Origin of the sequence: Wolbachia endosymbiont of Kerria lacca, assembly GCF_051602725.1 — a bacterium.
In the GTDB taxonomy this organism is placed as follows: domain Bacteria; phylum Pseudomonadota; class Alphaproteobacteria; order Rickettsiales; family Anaplasmataceae; genus Wolbachia.
Genome location: NZ_CP192272.1, coordinates 1,320,942 through 1,342,827 on the forward strand (window position 1 = coordinate 1,320,942; position 21,886 = coordinate 1,342,827).

Annotated in this window: 19 protein-coding genes and 2 pseudogenes; 10 read left to right on the forward strand and 11 right to left on the reverse strand. The window is 34.1% G+C overall.

The window, feature by feature from the left end:
- The first annotated feature begins 129 nt into the window (after nucleotides 1-129).
- From ACQ4M0_RS06250 to argS, 4 genes are all read left to right on the forward strand, one after another.
- On the forward strand, nucleotides 130-1,827 hold the full coding sequence (locus ACQ4M0_RS06250) for an ABC transporter ATP-binding protein (RefSeq protein WP_213863932.1): 1,698 nt from the start codon (nucleotides 130-132) through the stop codon (nucleotides 1,825-1,827).
- A gap of 122 nt (nucleotides 1,828-1,949) precedes the next feature.
- On the forward strand, nucleotides 1,950-2,183 hold the full coding sequence (locus tag ACQ4M0_RS06255) for a hypothetical protein (RefSeq protein WP_438456398.1): 234 nt from the start codon (nucleotides 1,950-1,952) through the stop codon (nucleotides 2,181-2,183).
- Nucleotides 2,184-2,302: 119 nt separating this feature from the next.
- Nucleotides 2,303-3,979 (forward strand): hypothetical protein, encoded by a 1,677-nt coding sequence (locus tag ACQ4M0_RS06260; protein ID WP_438456399.1) that lies wholly within the window; start codon nucleotides 2,303-2,305, stop codon nucleotides 3,977-3,979.
- A 228-nt stretch (nucleotides 3,980-4,207) separates the two neighbouring features.
- Nucleotides 4,208-5,908 (forward strand): arginine--tRNA ligase, encoded by a 1,701-nt coding sequence (gene argS / locus ACQ4M0_RS06265; protein ID WP_213863935.1) that lies wholly within the window; start codon nucleotides 4,208-4,210, stop codon nucleotides 5,906-5,908.
- A 15-nt stretch (nucleotides 5,909-5,923) separates the two neighbouring features.
- Here the strand turns inward: argS and ccmA are convergent, their stop codons facing one another.
- The gene (ccmA, locus tag ACQ4M0_RS06270) at nucleotides 5,924-6,547 is read right to left on the reverse strand and encodes a heme ABC exporter ATP-binding protein CcmA (protein WP_213863936.1); all 624 of its coding nucleotides are present in this window, start codon (nucleotides 6,545-6,547) and stop codon (nucleotides 5,924-5,926) included.
- 347 nt (nucleotides 6,548-6,894) lie between these two features.
- Nucleotides 6,895-7,326 carry a hypothetical protein gene (locus ACQ4M0_RS06275; protein ID WP_213863937.1) on the reverse strand — a complete coding sequence of 144 codons (432 nt, stop codon included), beginning with the start codon at nucleotides 7,324-7,326 and terminating at the stop codon, nucleotides 6,895-6,897.
- A gap of 429 nt (nucleotides 7,327-7,755) precedes the next feature.
- On the opposite strand from ACQ4M0_RS06275, the pseudogene ACQ4M0_RS06280 reads away from it, so the two are divergent.
- Nucleotides 7,756-9,320: pseudogene (locus tag ACQ4M0_RS06280) on the forward strand (hypothetical protein).
- 301 nt (nucleotides 9,321-9,621) lie between these two features.
- Entirely contained in the window at nucleotides 9,622-10,578 is a 957-nt protein-coding gene (locus ACQ4M0_RS06285) for an IS5 family transposase (RefSeq protein ID WP_213863789.1), read from the forward strand.
- A 119-nt stretch (nucleotides 10,579-10,697) separates the two neighbouring features.
- On the opposite strand, the gene ACQ4M0_RS06290 is transcribed toward ACQ4M0_RS06285, so the two are convergent.
- On the reverse strand, nucleotides 10,698-10,952 hold the full coding sequence (locus ACQ4M0_RS06290) for a hypothetical protein (protein WP_438456400.1): 255 nt from the start codon (nucleotides 10,950-10,952) through the stop codon (nucleotides 10,698-10,700).
- 46 nt (nucleotides 10,953-10,998) lie between these two features.
- On the opposite strand from ACQ4M0_RS06290, the gene ACQ4M0_RS06295 reads away from it, so the two are divergent.
- A complete protein-coding gene (locus tag ACQ4M0_RS06295) occupies nucleotides 10,999-12,129 on the forward strand; it encodes an IS481 family transposase (RefSeq protein ID WP_438456401.1) in 1,131 nt (376 codons plus the stop codon).
- Nucleotides 12,130-12,150: 21 nt separating this feature from the next.
- On the opposite strand, the gene ACQ4M0_RS06300 is transcribed toward ACQ4M0_RS06295, so the two are convergent.
- The 4 genes from ACQ4M0_RS06300 to secG are packed head-to-tail and all read right to left on the reverse strand — an operon-like array spanning nucleotide 12,151 to nucleotide 14,834.
- Entirely contained in the window at nucleotides 12,151-12,558 is a 408-nt protein-coding gene (locus tag ACQ4M0_RS06300; RefSeq protein WP_010404879.1) for a nucleoside deaminase, read from the reverse strand.
- Between the two features lie 17 nt (nucleotides 12,559-12,575).
- A complete protein-coding gene (locus ACQ4M0_RS06305; RefSeq protein WP_007302591.1) occupies nucleotides 12,576-12,869 on the reverse strand; it encodes a hypothetical protein in 294 nt (97 codons plus the stop codon).
- Nucleotides 12,870-12,906: 37 nt separating this feature from the next.
- On the reverse strand, nucleotides 12,907-14,514 hold the full coding sequence (locus ACQ4M0_RS06310) for a CTP synthase (protein WP_007302592.1): 1,608 nt from the start codon (nucleotides 14,512-14,514) through the stop codon (nucleotides 12,907-12,909).
- Complete coding sequence (gene secG / locus ACQ4M0_RS06315) at nucleotides 14,514-14,834, reverse strand: preprotein translocase subunit SecG (protein ID WP_213863938.1); 321 nt, start codon at nucleotides 14,832-14,834, stop codon at nucleotides 14,514-14,516. The genes ACQ4M0_RS06310 and secG overlap by 1 nt, the downstream gene beginning before the upstream one ends.
- Before the next feature lie 116 nt (nucleotides 14,835-14,950).
- Here secG and ACQ4M0_RS06320 point away from each other — a divergent pair, with 116 nt between their 5' ends.
- Entirely contained in the window at nucleotides 14,951-15,475 is a 525-nt protein-coding gene (locus ACQ4M0_RS06320) for a gamma carbonic anhydrase family protein (protein ID WP_213863939.1), read from the forward strand.
- Here the strand turns inward: ACQ4M0_RS06320 and ACQ4M0_RS06325 are convergent.
- Nucleotides 15,465-16,490, reverse strand: a complete 1,026-nt coding sequence (locus ACQ4M0_RS06325; protein WP_438456402.1) for a hypothetical protein — start codon at nucleotides 16,488-16,490, stop codon at nucleotides 15,465-15,467. The two genes, ACQ4M0_RS06320 and ACQ4M0_RS06325, sit on opposite strands and share 11 nt — an antisense overlap.
- Before the next feature lie 340 nt (nucleotides 16,491-16,830).
- On the opposite strand from ACQ4M0_RS06325, the pseudogene ACQ4M0_RS06330 reads away from it, so the two are divergent.
- Together ACQ4M0_RS06330 and ACQ4M0_RS06335 are read left to right on the forward strand one after the other, a co-directional pair.
- Nucleotides 16,831-16,978, forward strand: a pseudogene (locus ACQ4M0_RS06330) (transposase); the annotation flags it as partial.
- Between the two features lie 77 nt (nucleotides 16,979-17,055).
- Nucleotides 17,056-18,177 carry an IS481 family transposase gene (locus tag ACQ4M0_RS06335; protein WP_438456403.1) on the forward strand — a complete coding sequence of 374 codons (1,122 nt, stop codon included), beginning with the start codon at nucleotides 17,056-17,058 and terminating at the stop codon, nucleotides 18,175-18,177.
- Nucleotides 18,178-18,307: 130 nt separating this feature from the next.
- Here ACQ4M0_RS06335 and ubiA read toward each other — a convergent pair whose 3' ends face one another.
- The 3 genes from ubiA to infB are packed head-to-tail and all read right to left on the reverse strand — an operon-like array spanning nucleotide 18,308 to nucleotide 21,880.
- Nucleotides 18,308-19,195: a 4-hydroxybenzoate octaprenyltransferase gene (gene ubiA, locus ACQ4M0_RS06340; protein WP_007302787.1), complete on the reverse strand. Its 888-nt coding sequence runs from the start codon at nucleotides 19,193-19,195 to the stop codon at nucleotides 18,308-18,310.
- A gap of 3 nt (nucleotides 19,196-19,198) precedes the next feature.
- Nucleotides 19,199-19,549 carry a ribosome-binding factor A gene (locus ACQ4M0_RS06345; RefSeq protein ID WP_006015187.1) on the reverse strand — a complete coding sequence of 117 codons (351 nt, stop codon included), beginning with the start codon at nucleotides 19,547-19,549 and terminating at the stop codon, nucleotides 19,199-19,201.
- 9 nt (nucleotides 19,550-19,558) lie between these two features.
- Nucleotides 19,559-21,880, reverse strand: coding sequence for a translation initiation factor IF-2 (gene infB / locus ACQ4M0_RS06350; protein WP_264376839.1), 2,322 nt, complete (start codon nucleotides 21,878-21,880; stop codon nucleotides 19,559-19,561).
- Between the last annotated feature and the right edge of the window lie 6 nt (nucleotides 21,881-21,886).

A 21,886-nucleotide genomic window follows, 5' to 3' on the forward strand; every position in this document is an offset into this window, starting at 1 on the left:
ACTTTCTGTAATTTCGCAGCGTTTTTCCTTCAGAAGCTAAAGTTTCTTGAACGTATTGTTCTAAGGAAGTACACTGTAGACTAATGCTGTAACTTTTTCCTGAAGCTAAATACTTAACTTTAAAATAAAATGCAATCTAACATTAAGCAGTTATTTTACTATATAAAACCTAGTTTACATTATTTTACCGTAGCGTTTATTGCAGTTCTATTTTCAGCTTTAACGATTCTTCTTTTTGGTAGGGGCTTAAGCAACATAATTGATTCTGGCGCAGAGCATAATTTTACTACTAATCTATTAGTTGCAATACTGATAGTTTTAGGCATCTCTCTCACTGCATTTATTCGGTTATATTTCATTGGCATTGGAAGCGAAAAAGTTATCGCAAGAATCAGATATGACTTATATAGCAGTATTACTGATTTACAACCAAGTTTCTTTGAGAATACAGGTGTGCAAGATGTTATCTCAGCACTCATTACTGATACCTCTGCATTGCAATCGATAATAAACAGCAGCTTATTGACAATATTGAGGAATGCAGTGGTACTAACTGGTAGTGTTGCAATGCTGTTATACACAAATCTACATTTAACCGCATATGCAGCTGCAATAATACCTATACTGCTCATTGTCATGACTTCACTTGGGAAAAAAGTACGCAATTATGCACGCTTTGCTCAGGATAAATTAAGTGAGCTTGCATCATTTAGTGAGGAAAATTTTAGATCTATAGTAACTATCAAATCGTTTGTACTCGAAGAAAATGAAAAAATCCATTTTCAGAAACATCTAAACTCAGTATCAAAATCATACGTAAAATTAGTACTCTTGCGTGCTATTTTAGTAACTCTAGTTATCACGTGTGTGATAGGTTCGCTAGTTGTTTTGCTTTTTTTGGGAATAAAAGAAGTCTTAAGTAATAATATGACCATTGGAGAACTCTCCTCATTTGTGTTTTATTCAGCACTTGCTGCAGGGGCTGTAAACAATCTAAGCGATAACATCAGTGATTTGCAACGAGGTCTTGGAATTGTAGAGCGTTTATTTGAATTTATGAACATGAAAAGCTCTATATTAGATAATGATAATCCTATAAGGATCAATAGTGTTCAAAAAGGAATTTCGTTTAACGATGTAACATTTTTTTATGCTGATAAGCCAGCATTAAATAACGTATCATTTTCTATAGAGGCAGGCCAATCAGTATCAATTGTTGGACCATCTGGCAGTGGCAAGAGCACCATTTTAAAGCTTTTGCTCCGTTTTCACGATCCAAGTGAAGGCAGTATTACTATCGATGGACAGAATATTAAGACAATTGCGCTAAATGATCTAAGATCGCTGTTTGGCTTAGTACCACAAGATCACATGATATTTTCTTGCTCAATAATGGAAAATATACTATATGGTAAACCAGATGCTGAATATGAAGAGGTGAAGCAAGCAGCTATCAGTGCGTATGCAATGGAATTTATTGATAAGCTGCCGGATAAATTTGATACATTTGTAGGAAAAAGAGGACTAAAGCTTTCCGAAGGACAAAAGCAACGTATTATAATAGCAAGAGCAATACTGAAAAATCCTCAGGTTTTAATACTGGATGAAGCAACCTCTGCCCTTGATTATAAAAGTGAGAACCTCGTGCAAAAAGCACTGAGCAAATTAATGCAAAACAGAACAACAATTATAATCACACACAGACTATCAACCGCACTCAAAACTGACAAGATTATAGTGATCAATCATGGAAGAGTAGAGGAAGTAGGAACTCATGACTCTCTAATGAGTAAAGATGGGCTGTATGCAAAATTGGTGAAGATATAGTAAAAACTGAAGGAAAATTTGAGTCATACTTGTTGGTTGTTATGCTAAATTTGGCAATCTGGTTGTTAAATCTTTAATTATTTTGACCTATAATAGTTCTATAATATTTTTAGAGGATTATTATGATTCATATTCGTAACGCTTTGCCAAAACAGCATATGACTTCTTATGCGTTAAAAGTACCAGCATTCTCGCATATGCAGTCTCATATGCTTGCACATGCACCTAATTTACACCATGGCCAATTTGATTTATATCATAATCATTTTGGTTTGCATAATAATTATCATGATACATTCTACAATTATCATGATACATTCCACAATTATCATGATGGATTTGGTTTTCTCTATTAGAGAATTATTGACTCATGTTCCAATAAGCTTACTTAAAGATATGGCAGACTGTCCAGTTTATAATAAGTTTTTTTATTTGATTTTATTTAATTTTAACATAACCATTTCAGGAGGTTTATATGTCTCATAACTCACATATCAACATATTATCTAATAACGATATTAAAAGTGGCAACAATACTGATAAAAAGAAATTTACATTACATGTAGATCAGTCCGTCTTAGATAAGACCACCAATATAATCAACGAAGAAGAACTTATAGTTGAAGAAAAAAAAACTACAGGTGGTGAAGAGGAACCTACAGGTGGTGAAGAGGAACCTACAGGTGATGGAGAAAAAACTAAAGGTGATGAGGTTAAGTCTATAGTGGATGAGGTTAAAAAACTGATAGAGGAAATAAGAGTTGTAGTGGACGAAGTTAAACCTAAGGTTGATGAAGAGAAACCTACAGGTGATGGAGAAAAAACTAAAGGTGATGAGGTTAAGTCTATAGTGGATGAGGTTAAAAAACTGATAGAGGAAATAAGAGTTGTAGTGGACGAAGTTAAACCTAAGGTTGATGAAGAGAAACCTACAGGTGATGGAGAAAAAACTAAAGGTGATGAGGTTAAGTCTATAGTGGATGAGGTTAAAAAACTGATAGAGGAAATAAGAGTTGTAGTGGACGAAGTTAAACCTAAGGTTGATGAAGAGAAACCTACAGGTGATGGAGAAAAAACTAAAGGTGATGAGGTTAAGTCTATAGTGGATGAGGTTAAAAAACTGATAGAGGAAATAAGAGTTGTAGTGGACGAAGTTAAACCTAAGGTTGATGAAGAGAAACCTACAGGTGATGAGGATAAGTCTATAATGGATGAGATTAAGGAGCTTATAGTAGATGGGATAAAACTCATAATGGATGAAGTTAAACCTAAGGTTGATGACACGATAGATAAGGAAAAGCTTACGGTGGATAAGGTTAGGGAACTTATCGAAGATAGGATTAAATCTGTAATAGATGAGAAAAAACCTACTGTAGATGAAGAAAAGTCTATCATGAATGAGATCAAAGAACTTATAGTAGATGGAATAAAGCTTATAATGGATGAAGTTAAACCTAAGGTTGATGACACGATAGATAAGGAAAAGCTTACGGTGGATAAGGTTAGGGAACTTATCGAAGATAGGATTAAATCTGTAATAGATGAGAAAAAACCTACTGTAGATGAAGAAAAGTCTATCATGAATGAGATCAAAGAACTTATAGTAGATGGAATAAAGCTTATAATGGATGAAGTTAAACCTAAGGTTGATGACAAAGTAGGTAAAGACAAATCTATAGAAAGTGAGTGGAAACCTATAATGGATGAAATTAAACTCATAATAGATAAGGTTATACCTACGTTAGATGAGAAAAAACCTACGGTGCAAGAAGAAAAGCTTACGATGGATAAGGTTATGAAACTTATCAAAGATGAGGTTACTACTATAAATGAGAAAAAACACACAGAAAATGAGGTTAAATCTGCAATAGATGGAATGAAACAATCTATAATAGATGGAATTAAATCTGTAATAGATGAGAAAAAACCTACAGTAAATGAGGTTAAACCTGTAATATGTGAGTTTAAGCCTATAATTGATAATTACCCGCATTACAAACATCATCATGATCAGTATTTCAATAGTTATCATGGCAGTCCTTGTCATAGTGGTTACGATGCAGGATGGAATCACTGTGGTTCTGGCCACAAGGTAATGTTCAATGCATTACCTGATACAGGATATTTAGGATATTCTGACTATTTGTACTAATTAGCTTCCCTAGTCGTACAGCCGTACTATCAGCAAGTAGTGTAAATTATTTACCATGGATAGAGATGCATAACATGCATCTCTATCCACTGATTGCTTCTTAATAATTCTTTGAACGTTCCCTTTGAATGCACACTTCAAGTAAGTATAAACAGCCGATGTAAGATAACCCTTCAACTTCCCCCACTTATTCGCTATACTGCTACAGGTTTTGTAGCTTTTTAGTTAATGAACATTTTTAAGCGTATTTTCTCTCTGATTTTCAGTAAATTAAATGAATTGAAACGAAGAGGTATCATAAATATAAGTGCAGAAAATTTTATTGTGGAACCTCCAAGCAATAGAGCACATGGTGATATTTACACAAATGTTGCTATGGTGCTTGCAAAGCATGAAAAAAAGAATCCAATTGAGATTGCAGGGATCTTAGCAAGAGAATTTAAACCTTTTGATGAAGTTGCAGAAGTGGAAATAGCAAGCCCCGGTTTTATCAATATGCACTTAAAAATGGAAGTATGGCATGGGATTTTAAAACAAATAAATGAGCTAAAAACAGAGTTTGGCACTCTAAATATTGGAAATAATCAAGCTGTCAATGTTGAATTTGTATCGGCAAATCCAACAGGTCCTCTGCATATTGGTCATGCAAGAGGGGCAGTGTTTGGTGATGTTCTGGCAAATTTACTAAAGAAAGTTGGCTATAATGTTACTAAGGAGTACTATATCAATGACGCTGGAGCGCAGATAGATACGCTAATTCGGTCAGTATATTTGCGGTATAAGGAAGCTCTGGGAGAAAAAATTAGCATTGAAAAGGGTTTATACCCAGGTGAATATTTAAAGCCAATAGGAGAGGGATTAGCTAAAAAATATGGCAAGGAGCTTAGAGCAGAGGAAGATAACCAGATAATTAGAGAATATACTTTAAGTTCTATTTTAGAACTCATAAAGGAGGACATGAGCTTGCTTGGAGTAAATCATGATGTCTTTACTTCAGAGTATGAGCTACGTGGCAAAATCGAAGAGAGTATAAAGATATTATCTGACAAGGGTCTAGTGTATGAAGGGTACCTGGAGAAACCAAAAGGCAAAGAAAGTGAAAATTGGACTTCCAGAAAAGAAATGTTATTTCGCTCTACAAAATTTGGCGATGATGTTGACCGCGCATTGAAGAAAGAGGACGGCAGTTGGACTTATTTTGCCTCAGATATCGCTTACCATTTTGATAAGATATCGCGTGGTTTTAACAATATGATCGTAGAGCTTGGTAGTGACCACGGTGGTTATGTCAAAAGGCTAAAAGCAGTCGTCTCTGCGCTCAGTGATGATCAAGCAAAAATAGAGGTAAAACTGCATAATATTGTGAATTTTTTCGAGAATGAAAAACCTGTTAAGATGTCCAAAAGATCAGGAAATTTTCTTACAGCTAGGGATGTAGTGGAAGAGGTTGGCAGGGATATAACTCGTTTTATAATGTTAACACGCAAGAATGATATGGTCTTGGATTTTGATTTTGCTAAAGTTAAAGAACAGTCAAAAGACAACCCTATTTTTTATGTGCAATATGCGCACGCCCGTGCTCATTCGTTAATGCGTAATGCTCCAAAAGAGCTCCCAACAGCAGATCCTTCACTTTTAAAGACCGATGGGGAGCTCTTCCTCATAAAAATCTTAGCAAAGTGGCCAGATGTGGTAGAAATAGCGGCAAGGCTCTATGAGCCACACAGAATCACTTTCTACTTACTTGAAGTTGCAGAAGCGTTTCACGTTTTATGGGGGTATGGCAAAAGTGATTTAAACATGCGGTTCATACTAGAAGATAACTTGAACCTCACCGCTGCAAGAATGTTTCTCGTACAAGCCTTAGCGCACGTAATCGCTTCTGGGCTTTCTATTTTTAATATAGAGCCTTTGAAAGAGATGTGTTAATTTTAAGGCCAAAAATTATACAAGAGGTCTGTTAAAATCACGTATATCGATTGTCTTGAAGTCACACAGTTGTTCTGTAGAGCTATGTCCTGTAATAATTACTATACCGTTTTGCTCAGAGCGTATTGAGATTAGATTTAATATTAATTCACACGTTGCACTGTCGAGATTACAAAATGGTTCGTCTATCAGCCAAACGTTTGCATTAGAAATTAAGAGGCGAGCAAGCGCAACTCTTCTTTTCCAACCTGCAGAAAGTTCACTATATTTGATATTAAGTACAGGTTGCAACTGTAAGCAACAAACGGCTGCCATAATTAATTCTCTAGTATTCCGTATTCTTGCCCAGAATTGTATGTTTTCACCAACTGTTGAGCTATCTTTACAGGCATTTTTATGGCCTATATAGACCATGGAAGGTATATAGGATTTTAGGTCATCATATATATCTTTTCCACAGTACATTATATTACCTGACACTGGCGGCAAAAGTCCAGATAAACTTCTGATTAAGCTGGTTTTGCCGCTACCATTTGGACCAGTGATTAAGATTTTTGATTTTGGTTCAGCTTTAAAATTGAGGTTTTTAAATAATACTTTGTTATTACGAGCACAGAATAGATTTTTACATTCAAGCATCTATTGGACCTTTAAAGAGAACTTGGAGCCTAAACACTTCAGTGTATGAACATTCGATAGCTTGCATAACAAACAGTCAGTGTTTGACATACAACTGTACGAACATTGGGTTTGTAGGTAGCAGATGGTGTCATCCCAGTGCTTGACACTGGGATCCAGAAATTTTAAGTAAGCACGCTGAGCTGGTTGGCATAAAAGTAGTTGCTTTATGTTAAAATTAATATTTTTAACTAGATTACATGAAGAGCTGGATCCCAGTGTCGAGCACTGGGATGACACCCTTATACTTGACTGACTATAACACTTAAGAAGTTTAATGCCAGAAAGCAGGTTATACAACGGATACGTCATCTGCCTTTTCCTCTATATTTACCCTTAGTTGAAGACTGAGCTTTTATAAATAGCTCCCAAAATCCTTTCTTATCACCTTCTCTGTGTATCAATTGTGCAAAATGTTTCATTAAACTATTACCCATCATAACCATCTTTGTCCATTTGCCTAACGGTTTTGCTATATCAACTATTTCTAGATCTTCTTTGTAAACTTGCATATTCTTTTGTTTCTCCTTTAGCATTTCCTGTTGTTTCATCAACTCTTTTTGCTTATTTTTTTGATACAATTCATTAAATCTTCTATTTTCTTCCCACTCTTCTTTGAGAACTTTTAGAGGAAATATAATTTTCCTAATATGATTTTTGTATATTTTTCTCAAAAAGAGAGATACTGCAATTATAGCAAGTAATATCGTGCTATATGTAATGATTTGTCCGAACGGCATTTTTATACTCAGCTTATTGGCAAGCGGTATTTACAATTATACCATAACTATAGAAATTTTACAATTTTTTTCTGGATAAAGATAGTAGACTAAAAATTTCTAAAGGACAAAAGCAACGTATTTACGTACAGGCTATCAACTACTACACTCAAAACTGACAAGTGATTAATCATTGGAGAGTAGAGGAATCACGGCTCTCTAATGAATAAAGATGGACTGTGTCAAGCTGGTGAGTAAGGTGGAAATTGAATAATTGTTGGTTATCATGCTAGATCTAAAATATAAGTTATAAAATTTTTAATCATTTTGGCTTATAATAATTTCTGAGTTAACCTGAGATTTCCTGAACTGTGGTTTCTTTTACCCATGTTGAATTCTCAGCTTTTATACTCTAATTTAATTCCAGTTTTGACTGTATAGGAGGTCACAATGTCAAACAATATCTATAGCGATCAAGTTAATAATAGTAATTTATATGCCAACAAACTTTTTTATGGTGAAGAGGGTGAGCAAGTCGAAAATCTAGGAGATCAGTTTGCGGGAGAAGAGGATGCTGTGGAATCACAAAAAGAAATTACAAAATTAGAAGAAGAAGTTGATAAGTTAAAAAAACAAGTTCAAGAAGAAAGAAGGTAGAGGCAGAATTTAAAGATAAGTTAAAAGAAGCTGAGAGTGAAGCTAATAAGGTAAAAGAAGAAAATGATAAGTTAAAAAAACAAGTTCAAGAAGAAAGAGAGAATGTAGAGGCAGAATTTAAAGGTAAGTTAAAAGAAGCTGAGAATGAAGCAAAAGCAGAAGTTGATAAATTAAAAAAACAAGTTCAAGAAGAAAGAGAGAAGGTAGAACAAACTAAGAATGAAGCTGAGGCAACAAAAAATGAGTTAATACAGTGTAAAAAAAATGCTGAGAAGATGAAAGAAAACGGTGGACAGGCAATTAATCAGGAAAAATGTGATGATATTAAAGCAGAAGCTGAACAAGCAAAATTAGAAGCTAAACTAGCAAAAGAGGAAATTTTGAGGTACAAAATTGAACAGGAGAAAGAAGAAGTGATGCAGAGTAAGATTGAAGAAGTAAAAGAAGAACTTTTAAAGTGTAAAATTAACATGGCAAAAGCAGAGACTGAGTGGTATAAAAAAGCAGCTGAAGAATGTAAAAATGAGAAAAGAATCGGTAAAGATAAACCTAGTATTAGGGGAGAGGATGAAAATGATAGAGGCAAACATGTTACCAATGAAGGAGGGAATGAAAGTGGAGAAATTACATCTCGAGAAATAACACCAGATCTTAGCCTACCAGGAATTTGTGGGCCTAAGGCTACTTTGTATAAATCGAATAATAAGATAGGTTGTCAAGGTTTTAATACATCTGATTTATTAAAAGAACTCTATCCTGAGATGTATAGTAATTCTAAAATTGTGCCATATATAGAAAAGGGATCAGAGGGTGTTTATAGTGCAGTAAATTTTAAATTTGCCTTTACTGATACTATTAGTTCAGCAGCCAACTTTGGTAATACGAAATGTCTTAAATGTATTGATAGTCCACAAGAGTTAGCTTGTCAGGACGAGAAGGTTAAGAGTTTCTGCCAATCTGGCAATGATTATACTAATAAAGAATTAAACAAGAATTTTTTTTCTAGAGAATCATGTCCTGATCTCATCAAAGACCCCAGTGGAGCAAGTATTGTGAAAGCAAAACAAGTTGCACCATTGATACTTGTTAATACCTCAGGACAAATGATAGATAAAGAGGGCAATAATACTCAAGTACAATATAATTCATTAAAGCCTTATCTAAAGCTTAATGGTAAAATCAGGGACTGTGGAAATGATCAAAAGTGTAAAGATTATAATGCAATTATGGAGAAAGTTGTATGGGATAGTGATAAGGAAGTACTATTAAAAGCTGTCTTTGATAATGTGCAAAGAACAACTCCTTACTCTTATGATAATGAGGTTGGTTCTTTTCCCATTGATAATGAGTTGATATAAGAGAGAATGTTCTCTGGATTTTTTAGTTCAGAGAACACTTTTGTAGAAAAATAGAGTTGGTGACCTTACTCAAAAAAAAGTAGAGAAGAAGTTTTTGTTGTGAGAATAAATTTAGCAGAGTTTATAATATAATATTTAAGTTATTTATGATAAAAAATAGATTTTTTGCATAACCAGCCAGTCTGGGATTTAGCAAGAAAATCTAGATTCCAGCGGGCTTTGTTGCACCACTCAAGGAAAGAACAGGCAGTTACTGATGGAATTTGTTATAAAATAGATATTTAGCCGACAAAGGAAAAATATGCCAATAAGAATGAAAGTCAGTAACTGCAATGAATATAACAAATTTCTTCAAGAAAGGGGAAATGTTTTTCATTATATCAACGATGCCATTGAAAATTGGTACGAAAATAGTCCAAAAGTAGCAGGTGGCAACAATGTCTACAGCGACAAAGTAGTGATTCTAATTCACATAATAACCTATCTATTCAGGATTGGTCTTAGGCAAACAGTGGGATTTATAGAGAAATATCTTGAGCAAATAGGGAAAATTTTGCAAATTATCAGCTATTCGCAGGCTTCAAGAAGGTTTAAAAAGCTTAATATCAAAATCAACGACTGCAGAGTTGATAAGAACGATATGGAAGATATTGAAATTGCTATAGATAGTACAGGTATCAGCATCTACAATAATATTCCAGGCCATAGTAAGGCAAATGGTACAGATAGAAAGTATCGCCGCTATGAGCAAACAAGAAAGCTACATGTAATGCTAGAGATAGGTAGTAAAAAAGTTATAGCTGCAAAATACAGTAGTGGAGTTTATTCCGACCACTATGGAGCCTGTGATCTTATTGAAAGAGTGGATACCAAGTATAACATAAGCACGATATATGCAGATAGGGCATATAATCGAAAGAAGTTATACAAACTGTGCGATGAGCTTGACATAAAGACAAGGATTCCTCCGCAAAATAATGCAGTAGAGCATCCAAAGTTGGATTATATGAATGAGAGAAATTCTACAATCAAGCTCATAAAGTCATATGATGAAGATGGTATGAAGAGGTGGAAAAAAGAGATAAATTATTGGAAGAGATCTTATATAGAAAGTTTTTTCTCGCGACTGAAGCAAATATTTGGATTTAGTTTTAGGAATAAATCTGAGATTAATCGTGAGAAGGAACTGCTACTCAAGTGTTATTTGCTTAACAAATTTACTGAAATAGGCATGGCTAAGTTTGATATAGCTTCATGAATTTATTATACATTACCCACTATCCGAAGAGCTGTGCAACAAAGCCCACTGGGATCCAGAAAAATTTACAAGTAAACTGAGCTTATGCTAAATTCAATGAGATTAAATGAAAACCAGCATCAAGTGCTGGAATGACACCTTACCTGAACAGATAAATCACTAGCACGTTCGTTCACAATAACTTGAGAGAAGCTTACATCATTAATAACTGTATTTGCTCTATACAGAAAACCACATCCTATTGCAAAAAAAAGCAACGAAGTTGCAGCAAGTGGAACCGGGTTGTCAACTACGAAACATAGACCAACAGCAAATACTCCAGATAACAAAAAAGCACAAGCATAATGTGTATTAAACAAGACTTGATCTGACACTTTAAAAAAGTAAGTTATAAAATAATAAAAGAAAGGAGTGTTAGATATGAGTACGATACAAACAAAAATACTAAAACCAAAGTTAGGGTTATTAGAACTAGCAAAGCAATTAGGTAACGTATCACAAGCGTGTAAGGTGATGGGTTATTCGCGTGATACATTTTATCGATTTAAGGAGTTATATGAAAGTGGGGGAGAAGGAGCATTACATGAAATAAGTAAGAAAAAACCCCTATTAGCAAACAGAGTTTCCGAAGATATAGAAAGGGCAATAATTGGCATAGCTACAGAATTTCCAGCATATGGACAACAAAGAGCTGCAAATGAGCTGAGAAAAAGGGGTGTAATAATTTCCGAAGGTGGCGTAAGATCTGTATGGCTAAGAAATGACATTGAAACGTTCAAAAAAAGACTTAAAGCCCTTGAAGCAAAGGTTGCACAAGACGGCATAATTTTAACTGAAGAGCAACTTGCAGCATTGGAAAAAGTTAAAGAGCAAAGAGAAGCTCACGGTGAAATTGAAACAGAACATTCAGGTTATTTAGGGTCTCAAGATACTTATTACGTAGGCAATATCAAGGGCGTTGGGCGCATTTACCAGCAGACTTTTATTGATACATATTCGAGAGTGGCTTTTGCTAAGCTTTATACAGATAAAACTGCTATTACCGCTGCCGACTTGCTGAATGATAGAGTAATACCATTTTTTGATGTACAAAACGTGCCATTATTGCGCATTTTGACTGATAGAGGTACAGAATATTGTGGTAAACCAGAAAATCACGCTTATCAGCTTTATTTGGGAATTGAAAATATTGATCATTCAAGAACTAAAGCCAATTCACCACAAACTAATGGCATATGCGAAAGGTTTCATAAAACTATGCAAGATGAGTGTTACAATATTATCTTTAGAAAGAAAATCTACAGTTCTTTAGAAGATTTGCAGATAGATGTTGATCATTGGTTACGCTCTTACAATGAGACCAGGCCTCACTCAGGTAAATATTGCTATGGTAAAACGCCTATGCAGACTTTTCTTGATAGCAAACACATTGCTTTTCAGAAAAATATTAGTAACGTTAAACAAGAGACTGATATTAGTTTTCAATTCTTCTGTCAGTTAATTCGTTGCTGTCAGATTAAGTTGTGTCTAGTACAACTCAAAAAATATTGAAACAATCTCACACATCTTAAACTAAGTTCTCAATTTCTCAAAGAAATCTTTTAATAAAAGAGAACATTTTGTTTCTAATATTCCACCATAAACTTCAGGTATGTGGTTACAGAATTGAAATATTCTAGTGCCGTTTTCAACTCCTCCACCTTTGGGATTGTAAGCCCCGAAGTACAGACGTTTAATTTTTGCAAAAGAGATAGCTTGAGCGCACATCGGGCACGGCTCTAACGTTACGTACATTTCAGCTTCATAAAGCGTGGAAGTTGAAAATGCTTGTCTAATTGTTAACATTTCTGCATGTGCAGTTGGATCATTAGATATATTGTGTGCAGAGGAGATGATATTGTTTCCATTAACTATTACAGCGCCTATTGGCACTTCGCCATCTTTCTGAGCAAGTTTTGCTTGCTCTATGGCAAGTTCCATGTATTGGTACTTAAACATTAGGTGCTTGGGTAAATATAATTTTCTTTTCTTGGCTTTTCTATTTTTTCTAGGTTATAGAATTCACTAAGGACTATTGTCCTTTTTACAAGGCTATCTATTTCTCGCTTTAAATATTTTTTTATTTCTTCTACCGATTTTAGTTCGTTTATAGCTACAACTACTTCTTCCATTATATCCTCTATAATTTGATCTTCCTCTAATTTATATATTATTTGTTCTACATGCCTATTCAATTCCTCGAAGGTCGCAGATCCATATGTAATGCTATCTTTACTATTTCTTAGTAACATTTTACCTCTCTATTAGAATAGAGTTTATTAAGTTCTATTAAACTCTATTGTCAATAGTTGCCTTAATAAATGATGTAAAGAGAGGATGAGGAGAAAATGGTCTTGATTGAAATTCTGGATGAAATTGCACACCAATAAACCATGAGTGATTTTTTAGCTCCACTGCCTCTATGCATGTTTTATCTTCTGATATACCACTGCATATCATTCCATTCTCTTCTAAGTTATTTTTATAATCTAAATTAACTATATATCTGTGTCTGTGTCTTTCTGAAATAGTGACACTACTATACACATTTGCCATTTTTGAATTTGGATTTACATTACACTTGTATGTTCCAAGTCTCATGGTTCCACCAAGATCAACGTTCTTACCATCAGCGAGCTTGATGATTGGGTGTTTGCAAGTATAAAATTCTTCAGAGTGTACATCTTCAAGCTTAATAACGTTACGAGCAAATTCAATCACTGCAAGCTGCATACCAAGACATATTCCTAAAAAAGGAATGTTATTTACACGGGCATAGTTTATTGCTAATATTTTACCTTCTATTCCATTATCACCAAATCCTCCTGGAACAAGGACTGAATTAGAGCTTTGTAATTTTTCTCTGATAAACTTTGCATCTATAGATTTTCCATTCTCTTCTCTTGAGTTGACCCAATTTATCTTCACTCTAGCTTTATTACTAATTGCACCATGGTTTAATGCTTCAATCAGTGATTTATATGCGTCAGGAAATTCAGTATATTTTCCTACTATGGAAACGATAACTTCTTGTGTTGGATGTTTCATAGAGTGTACTATTTGGTCCCATTCAGGTAAGCTTGGTTTTGGCTTACTTAAGTGAAAGTGATCCAAAATTTGTGCCCCGAGCCCACATTGATTATACAAGGACGGTAACTCGTATATATGGTTTACATCAGGAGCAGGTATTACGTTAGATAAAGAAACATTGCAAAGATTGGCTATCTTTTCTTTTTGATTATCGGAAATTTCTTTTTCACTGCGACATAATATAATATCTGGTTGTAACCCCGCAGAGTTTAACTCTCGAACTGAATGCTGTGTCGGTTTTGTCTTTAATTCTTGTGCTGCAGTGAGATATGGTATTAAAGTTAAGTGAATAAGGATAACTTTTTGCTTTCCTAGTTTATAATTAACTTGGCGTATAGCTTCCAAAAACGGTTGGCTTTCAATATCACCTACGGTTCCGCCTATTTCGCATATTACAAAATCTAAATCTTCTGTACCATTAAAAATGAAAGATTTGATTAAATCTGTCACATGAGGAATGATTTGCACAGTTTTGCCTAGATAATCACCACACCTTTCCTTCTTTAATAATTTATTATATACTTTACCAGTTGTTATATTGTCGTCCTTGGTTGCTTTAATTTTAGTAAAACGCTCGTAATGTCCAAGGTCTAAATCAGTTTCAGCACCATCCTCAGTAACAAATACTTCCCCGTGCTGAGCTGGGCTCATTGTTCCAGGATCAATGTTGAGATATGGGTCAAGCTTTCTGATGCGAACATTGAATCCATGAGCTTGAAGAAGTGCTCCCACACTTGAAGCAACTAAACCCTTACCAAGTGATGAAACAACTCCACCTGTAACAAAGATAAACTTGGTTTCTTTCATTAATTTTCAAATGGAACAGAAGTTGATTGGCCTTCTTGCTTCTTTTCTGATATAATCTTCTCTGCAATTGATTTTTTATGTACATCTTTTGAACATAATCCTGATAGTAACAGTGTATTTATAATGAACAATCCAGCAACTATAGAAGTTATTCTACTGAGTGGATTTTCAGAAGACTTTACCGGAATTATTGAATTCATTTGCTGTTGTGAATTACTAAAGCCACTTAATGAACTACTTCCAGGTGGCTGCAGGAGTACTAAAATTACCAATACAACAACTAATATTATTTGAAGTACACTAAGTACTGTTACTGACATTATGAATAGAGCTAAAAATAAAGATTTTAGGAGCATAAGGATCATAAGTCAAGAATATCTTTACCCGAGTAACTTGACTACTGGAACCCAAGTATGTATTAAACCTTATTTAAATTATGAGCTATCAAATTTTAAAATACAAAGATTATGAACCAAAAATGGATGAAAGTTCTTTTATCGCAGATGGTGTGCGTATCATAGGTAACGTTGAAATAGGAAGGAATGCGAGTATCTGGTTTAATTGTGTGATCAGAGGAGATGTTGGATCAATCAAAATAGGTGATGAAACGAATATTCAAGATGGCACCGTAATTCATGTAGATAGAAATCCAGGCGGTGACACGATTATTGGTAGTATAGTGACGGTTGGACATTTTTGTGTGTTACATGCATGCACGATACATGATAAAGCATTTATTGGTATGGGCTCTGTTATAATGGATCATGCGATTGTCGAGTCTGGAGCTATGGTAGCTGCTGGCTCACTGGTGACACATGGAAAAGTGATAAAAAGTGGTGAAGTATGGGCTGGCAGGCCAGCACAATTCTTCAAAAAAATGTCAGATGAGGAAATAAAACATATTACACAATCTGCACAAAATTATATCATGCTGATGAAAGAATATAAGGCTATATGCTAGGTTGAGAAATCTTCAGCTCTGATGCACATTCTACGTTAACTACTTCAAAAGTTTCTTCAACTATATAATGCTTATCAATATAAGCTTCTTCAACTCTAGGAATATGCTGATTAATAAAACTACCTCTGACTAGAATATCCTTTACTGGCCAGTTTGTTTCTATCTGAGTACCTGATGATTTAGCTGCACATTTTGTCCATGCTGACGTTAGAAAAAGAGATATAGTATTGTTTGAGTTAAGAAAGAAATTTACACGACTCCTGCAGTATTCAAGCGATTTGCCCACTGGATAATCTGGTATTTCACCTACAACCTTTCTTATTAACCAATTGCACTCTTTGGTAAATATGCTTGCTTCTTTTGGAACTTGTAGCGGTATTATAATATCATTGCTAATTCTATTTTCTTCTTGAGAAAAAAGTTCGGTGTAAGCTCCTTTTTTACTGTGTTTCTCAACATACTTAGGAAAATAAATATTGAGATATTCAGAGTGTAATTCTATTCGACTTTTCTGATCATTTTCTAAGATAAACGTATATTTATCACCATTTTGCTTAAGTTCGCATAACTTAAATTTACTAAGGTCAGAGTCTGGAAATGACTTTTCAATTTCAAAAGCAAGTGTAAGAGTGTGCGTTGTGTGATCAAATTCATTTTTTTCTTGTAGACCATCTTGTAGACTATAGTACTTATTTTTTTCATACTCTTTTCCTTCTATGTTAGCACTCACTTCCTCTTCATCCAAATTTTCAATAGCATCAAAAAATTCTTCTTCATCCAGATCTCTTTCTTTTTCACCTGGCTCTTGTTCTTTCAGAGAATCATACCATACATCCTCTTCATTAACTTTCTCCTCTATTGTATTTTCTACACTTATTTTTCTTGTATGATCATTTCCATTGCTAGCAGTTGTTTGATGATGTGTATCGTTAGTTTGAAAAAAGCTCTTTACTTTTGATATTAAGCTAATCCATGAAAGTCTGACTTGATTAAGTAGCCATTTAAAACTCTTCATTGTTTTACCCCAACCTAATTACTAAAAATTGTAACAGAATAAATTAAATATGTCAATAAGATACACAAATTGTACTAACTGGGAATTAGTGGCAGCACTTAACATCTGTGTAAATTTTGACATAGGCGTTTTCTGCATTTTAACCAAATCAGTAAGGAGAACACCATTGATATTCTCCTTTTAGAAGCAACTTGAATAAAACTGATAAAGTTTGAATTAAAGTGTGATTAGGAAAGTGAGTGATGAGAACTCTTTATTGTCCCAAATTTGGGAGAAAAACCCTGGACTTGAAGTCCATCCTTTTAAGAATATAATTTTAAGGTGAAAAATCTGAAAGAATGTGGAATATTATAGAAAAAGCAGTCACTCTGTATATATATCACATAGTGTGGATAACAAAATATCGATATCCAGTACTAGTTGGAGATATTGGACAGAAAGCTAAAGAAGTTGTACAAGAAGTATGTGCAAATAATCAAGTAGAAATTAATCTGTATTAAACAAGACTTGATCTGACACTTTAAAAAAGTAAGTTATAAAATAATAAAAGAAAGGAGTGTTAGATATGAGTACGATACAAACAAAAATACTAAAACCAAAGTTAGGGTTATTAGAACTAGCAAAGCAATTAGGTAACGTATCACAAGCGTGTAAGGTGATGGGTTATTCGCGTGATACATTTTATCGATTTAAGGAGTTATATGAAAGTGGGGGAGAAGGAGCATTACATGAAATAAGTAAGAAAAAACCCCTATTAGCAAACAGAGTTTCCGAAGATATAGAAAGGGCAATAATTGGCATAGCTACAGAATTTCCAGCATATGGACAACAAAGAGCTGCAAATGAGCTGAGAAAAAGGGGTGTAATAATTTCCGAAGGTGGCGTAAGATCTGTATGGCTAAGAAATGACATTGAAACGTTCAAAAAAAGACTTAAAGCCCTTGAAGCAAAGGTTGCACAAGACGGCATAATTTTAACTGAAGAGCAACTTGCAGCATTGGAAAAAGTTAAAGAGCAAAGAGAAGCTCACGGTGAAATTGAAACAGAACATTCAGGTTATTTAGGGTCTCAAGATACTTATTACGTAGGCAATATCAAGGGCGTTGGGCGCATTTACCAGCAGACTTTTATTGATACATATTCGAGAGTGGCTTTTGCTAAGCTTTATACAGATAAAACTGCTATTACCGCTGCCGACTTGCTGAATGATAGAGTAATACCATTTTTTGATGTACAAAACGTGCCATTATTGCGCATTTTGACTGATAGAGGTACAGAATATTGTGGTAAACCAGAAAATCACGCTTATCAGCTTTATTTGGGAATTGAAAATATTGATCATTCAAGAACTAAAGCCAATTCACCACAAACTAATGGCATATGCGAAAGGTTTCATAAAACTATGCAAGATGAGTGTTACAATATTATCTTTAGAAAGAAAATCTACAGTTCTTTAGAAGATTTGCAGATAGATGTTGATCATTGGTTACGCTCTTACAATGAGACCAGGCCTCACTCAGGTAAATATTGCTATGGTAAAACGCCTATGCAGACTTTTCTTGATAGCAAACACATTGCTTTTCAGAAAAATATTAGTAACGTTAAACAAGAGACTGATATTAGTTTTCAATTCTTCTGTCAGTTAATTCGTTGCTGTCAGATTAAGTTGTGTCTAGTACAGTTCTAAAAAGTAGAATCCGTTCAGCAGGGTGACAAAATAAGATAGAAAAGACAGCCATAGAAATAAATGGTGTCATCCCCTGTCATCCCAGTACTTGACACTGGAATGACACCATTTTTGCTTCGATATTTACACATTAGCCATGCATCTGAACGGATACAAAAGTAGAATTTAGAATTCTATCTAAAAGGATACCGAAAAAGAGCAGGAGTCCTATCTGGGAATTATTTTTAAATATGGACATGCATTGATTAGAATCGTCTGGATTGAAATTTTTGTGTTGGTGGTGAAATATGAATCCTATGGCAAGTAAAGCAATATAAAAGATGTTATTTAATGATGATAGTATACCAGCGTACAACCATGCCATTAAGGATATTAAATAAAATCTTTTCAACCAAGATTTTGTTGTATTACCAAAATATAATGCAGTAGATTTCATTCCTAATTTCTCATCATCTTTTTTATCTTGATGAGCGTATATAGTATCATAACTAAGCGTCCAAAAGACGCATCCTATATAAAATAGCAAGGATTCTATGCTAATCTGGTTTGTTATTGCTGCTGAACCCATGAGTGATCCCATGTTGAAAGTAAACCCTAAAAACAATTGTGGCCACCAAACGTAACGCTTTAGCAAGGGGTAGATAACTATCATGCACATTGAAATTATTCCAAGTATAAGAGTAGTTTTATTGGTTAATAATAAGATTACCAGGGCAATAGACAGTAACAGTGAAAGTAAAGCCAAAGCCTGCTTTATGTTTAATGCACCACTTGCAAGTGGCCTATATTTTGTTCGTTCAACGTGCGCATCTATTTCTCTATCGAAGATATCATTGATTATGCACCCTGCGGGTCTCATTAAAAATGCACCTATAGTAAACAAAACAAGGAGAAAAAGAGCCTGATACGATAGAGAAGTTGAGGCTAAAAGAATGCCGCTTAAGCTAGAAAATAGCACAAGCCACAAACCTGTTAAACTGTGTATTCTCATTAATGAGAAATAATGGTTGAAATACATTAATTAAGTGTGATTATGTAATATTTTGCTTACATTGACAAAATTATCGAATGCTAAATCAGGCTTAAAAACTAACTCAGGTATAAATCGCAAATCAACATAACACAATATAGATTTACGTATTGACCATGCAGATTGGTTCATTTCATTAACAACAGTGCTGATATCATCATTATCATTTTGGATGTTTAATGAAGATAACACAATATATACATCTGCTTTCTTCAAATCTTTGCTTAGCTTTACATCAGATACTACTACTTTTTCATTAAGAACATTACCTTCCATTAAGACTTTTGATATTGCCCTATGTAATACCGATGCTACTTTTAGGTTTCTAATTTCCTTTTTCATATTCAACTACTATAACGTCCTTTCTTCTTGCACTAATTGATAAGCTTCCAAAATGTCTCCAACTTTAATATCGATATTACCCTCTAGCGATATTCCGCATTCAAAATTTACACCCACTTCTTTAACGTCATCTTTAAATCTACGTAGTGCTTTTAACTTTCCTTCATGCACCAATTTGCTGCCACGTACTACCTTAATTAGAGAATCTTTTTTTATAACTCCATCAGTGACATAACATCCGATGATATTACCGGCTTTGGATGAATTAAATATTTGCCTTACAGATGCAGAACCAACACGAACCTCTCGTGTAACAGGCTTTAACATTTTAGTTAGATACATCCTCATGTCTTCAATAAGCTCATATATTATATTGTAAGTATGTATTTCTATACCTTTTTGTTTTGCTAATTCTCTGATTTTTGAATCCACTTTTACATTAAAAGCTAAAATTACTGCGCTTGATGCTTCTGCAAGCAGCACATCTGAATCTGTTACTCCTCCTACTGCTTTGTGTAGAATATTTAATTTCACTTGATCTTTACCAAGCTTATCAATTGAGCTTGATATTGCTTCAATAGAACCAGTGACATCGCACTTTAAAACTACAGATAGTTCTTCTGTTTCACTATCATTACGACTGAATATATCTAAATTACTGTCGTCTAAATCTTCTTGCTTTTTCTTGATTAATTCTAACCTGTATTCAACAATTTCACGAGCCTGCCTTTCAGAGTTTACAACAACAAATTTATCTCCAGCATTTGGTACACCATTTAAACCAGTAACTTCAACTGGAGTAGAAGGTAGTGACGCTTTTTCTCTTTGACCAAGGTGATTAACCATACTGCGTACTTTGCTGTATGTTGTACCAACTATCAATATGTCACCAATCTTTAATGTTCCTTCTTCAACTATTAATGTAGCTGATATTCCTTTAGCTTTATCTATTTTGGACTCTATTACCCATCCAAGTGCTCGACAATCCTCTATTCCTTCTAGCGTCATTAATTCAGCAATTAATAAAATTGCCTCTTCTAGTTTATCTAAGTTGATTTTCTTTTTTGCTGATACTGGCACAATTATAACATCACCACCAAGTTCTTCGGGGATGAGGTCATACTGAGGCAAACTATTAATTATTCTTTCTACATCGCCAGGTTGTGATTTATCAATTTTATTAATGGCAACTATAATAGAGACATTTGCTGCTTTTGCATGGTTTATTGCTTCAACTGTTTGTTTCATGATTCCATCATCAGCTGCAACTACTATCACAACTATATTAGTAATATTGGCACCACGTGCACGCATTGCAGTAAACGCCTCATGCCCTGGTGTATCAATGAAAGTAATTTTTTGCTTATTTTTTGTCGTTAATTGATAAGCACCTATATGTTGAGTGATGCCACCTGACTCTTTTTCTGCAACATTGGATTCACGAAATGCATCAAGCAATGATGTTTTACCATGATCCACATGTCCCATAAAAGTAACGATAGGTGGTTTTGGTCTTTTAGGTAAGTTTTCTCTGTTGCTTATGAAGAGTAAATTCTTTTCTTTATCAGCATCACTTACTCGTTTAGCCGTATGATTAAATTTTTTTGCTATTTCGCATGCTATATCTGGATCTACTAGATCATCTACTCTATAGCTCTCCCCAACTTCTTCTTTGAGCATTTTTAGCACACTCTTGCTATCTTCTGCCATACGAATAGATAACTCCCTGATAGTTATTTTGTCTGGTATAATAACTTCTCTTGCTATATTTTTACCCTTAGTAAACTTTGATTGTTTACTTCTTATACCAAATTTTTGCTTAAATACAGGGAGGTGTTCATTTCTTTCATCTATTGCCTGTGTAATTACTAGCTTAGAATGCTTAGAGTATATATCTTTGCTAGCTTTAAAAGACTTTTTATCATTGTTCTCATATTCAATACTATCTTCTTTTTGTTCAACTGAGTTAGTATTACTTAAAACTTCCTTATTTATTTCTTTAGGTACAGAGTGTGATTCATTTTTATCTTCAGCTTCTTGATTGCTTTCTTCTTTTTTTATTTTCTCTTCTTGTTCTCTCTGATTCCTTTCTTTCAGCAAAGTAGCATTCTGTACAGCATTAATGCGGGAAATTTGTTCTTTTTCAGTTAAAGAGCCTAATTTACTCTCGTCAAATAAACTATATTCTTCTGCAGAATGAATTTTTCTTCTTTTTTTTACTATTGTAGTACCAGTACTTTGACTATCTAAAGAGTTTAAATTAATGTCTAATTTAAGCTTGCTTAAGCCTTGTAGGGTTAATTTTTTATTACTGATATCTTCATTATTCATATTGTT

Bases quoted from the DNA above. Each gene is read 5' to 3' on its own strand.
- ACQ4M0_RS06295 (WP_438456401.1), top strand. From the start codon at position 10,999: ATGAGTACGATACAAACAAAAATACTAAAACCAAAGTTAGGGTTATTA.
- ACQ4M0_RS06300 (WP_010404879.1), bottom strand. From the start codon at position 12,558: ATGGAACTTGCCATAGAGCAAGCAAAACTTGCTCAGAAAGATGGCGAA.
- ACQ4M0_RS06310 (WP_007302592.1), bottom strand. From the start codon at position 14,514: ATGAAAGAAACCAAGTTTATCTTTGTTACAGGTGGAGTTGTTTCATCA.
- ACQ4M0_RS06320 (WP_213863939.1), top strand. From the start codon at position 14,951: ATGAGCTATCAAATTTTAAAATACAAAGATTATGAACCAAAAATGGAT.
- ACQ4M0_RS06250 (WP_213863932.1), top strand. From the start codon at position 130: ATGCAATCTAACATTAAGCAGTTATTTTACTATATAAAACCTAGTTTA.
- ccmA (WP_213863936.1), bottom strand. From the start codon at position 6,547: ATGCTTGAATGTAAAAATCTATTCTGTGCTCGTAATAACAAAGTATTA.
- ACQ4M0_RS06285 (WP_213863789.1), top strand. From the start codon at position 9,622: ATGCCAATAAGAATGAAAGTCAGTAACTGCAATGAATATAACAAATTT.
- infB (WP_264376839.1), bottom strand. From the start codon at position 21,880: ATGAATAATGAAGATATCAGTAATAAAAAATTAACCCTACAAGGCTTA.
- ACQ4M0_RS06335 (WP_438456403.1), top strand. From the start codon at position 17,056: ATGAGTACGATACAAACAAAAATACTAAAACCAAAGTTAGGGTTATTA.
- ACQ4M0_RS06325 (WP_438456402.1), bottom strand. From the start codon at position 16,490: ATGAAGAGTTTTAAATGGCTACTTAATCAAGTCAGACTTTCATGGATT.
- ACQ4M0_RS06345 (WP_006015187.1), bottom strand. From the start codon at position 19,549: ATGAAAAAGGAAATTAGAAACCTAAAAGTAGCATCGGTATTACATAGG.
- ACQ4M0_RS06255 (WP_438456398.1), top strand. From the start codon at position 1,950: ATGATTCATATTCGTAACGCTTTGCCAAAACAGCATATGACTTCTTAT.
- secG (WP_213863938.1), bottom strand. From the start codon at position 14,834: ATGTCAGTAACAGTACTTAGTGTACTTCAAATAATATTAGTTGTTGTA.
- argS (WP_213863935.1), top strand. From the start codon at position 4,208: ATGAACATTTTTAAGCGTATTTTCTCTCTGATTTTCAGTAAATTAAAT.
- ACQ4M0_RS06260 (WP_438456399.1), top strand. From the start codon at position 2,303: ATGTCTCATAACTCACATATCAACATATTATCTAATAACGATATTAAA.
- ACQ4M0_RS06275 (WP_213863937.1), bottom strand. From the start codon at position 7,326: ATGCCGTTCGGACAAATCATTACATATAGCACGATATTACTTGCTATA.
- ubiA (WP_007302787.1), bottom strand. From the start codon at position 19,195: ATGTATTTCAACCATTATTTCTCATTAATGAGAATACACAGTTTAACA.
- ACQ4M0_RS06305 (WP_007302591.1), bottom strand. From the start codon at position 12,869: ATGTTACTAAGAAATAGTAAAGATAGCATTACATATGGATCTGCGACC.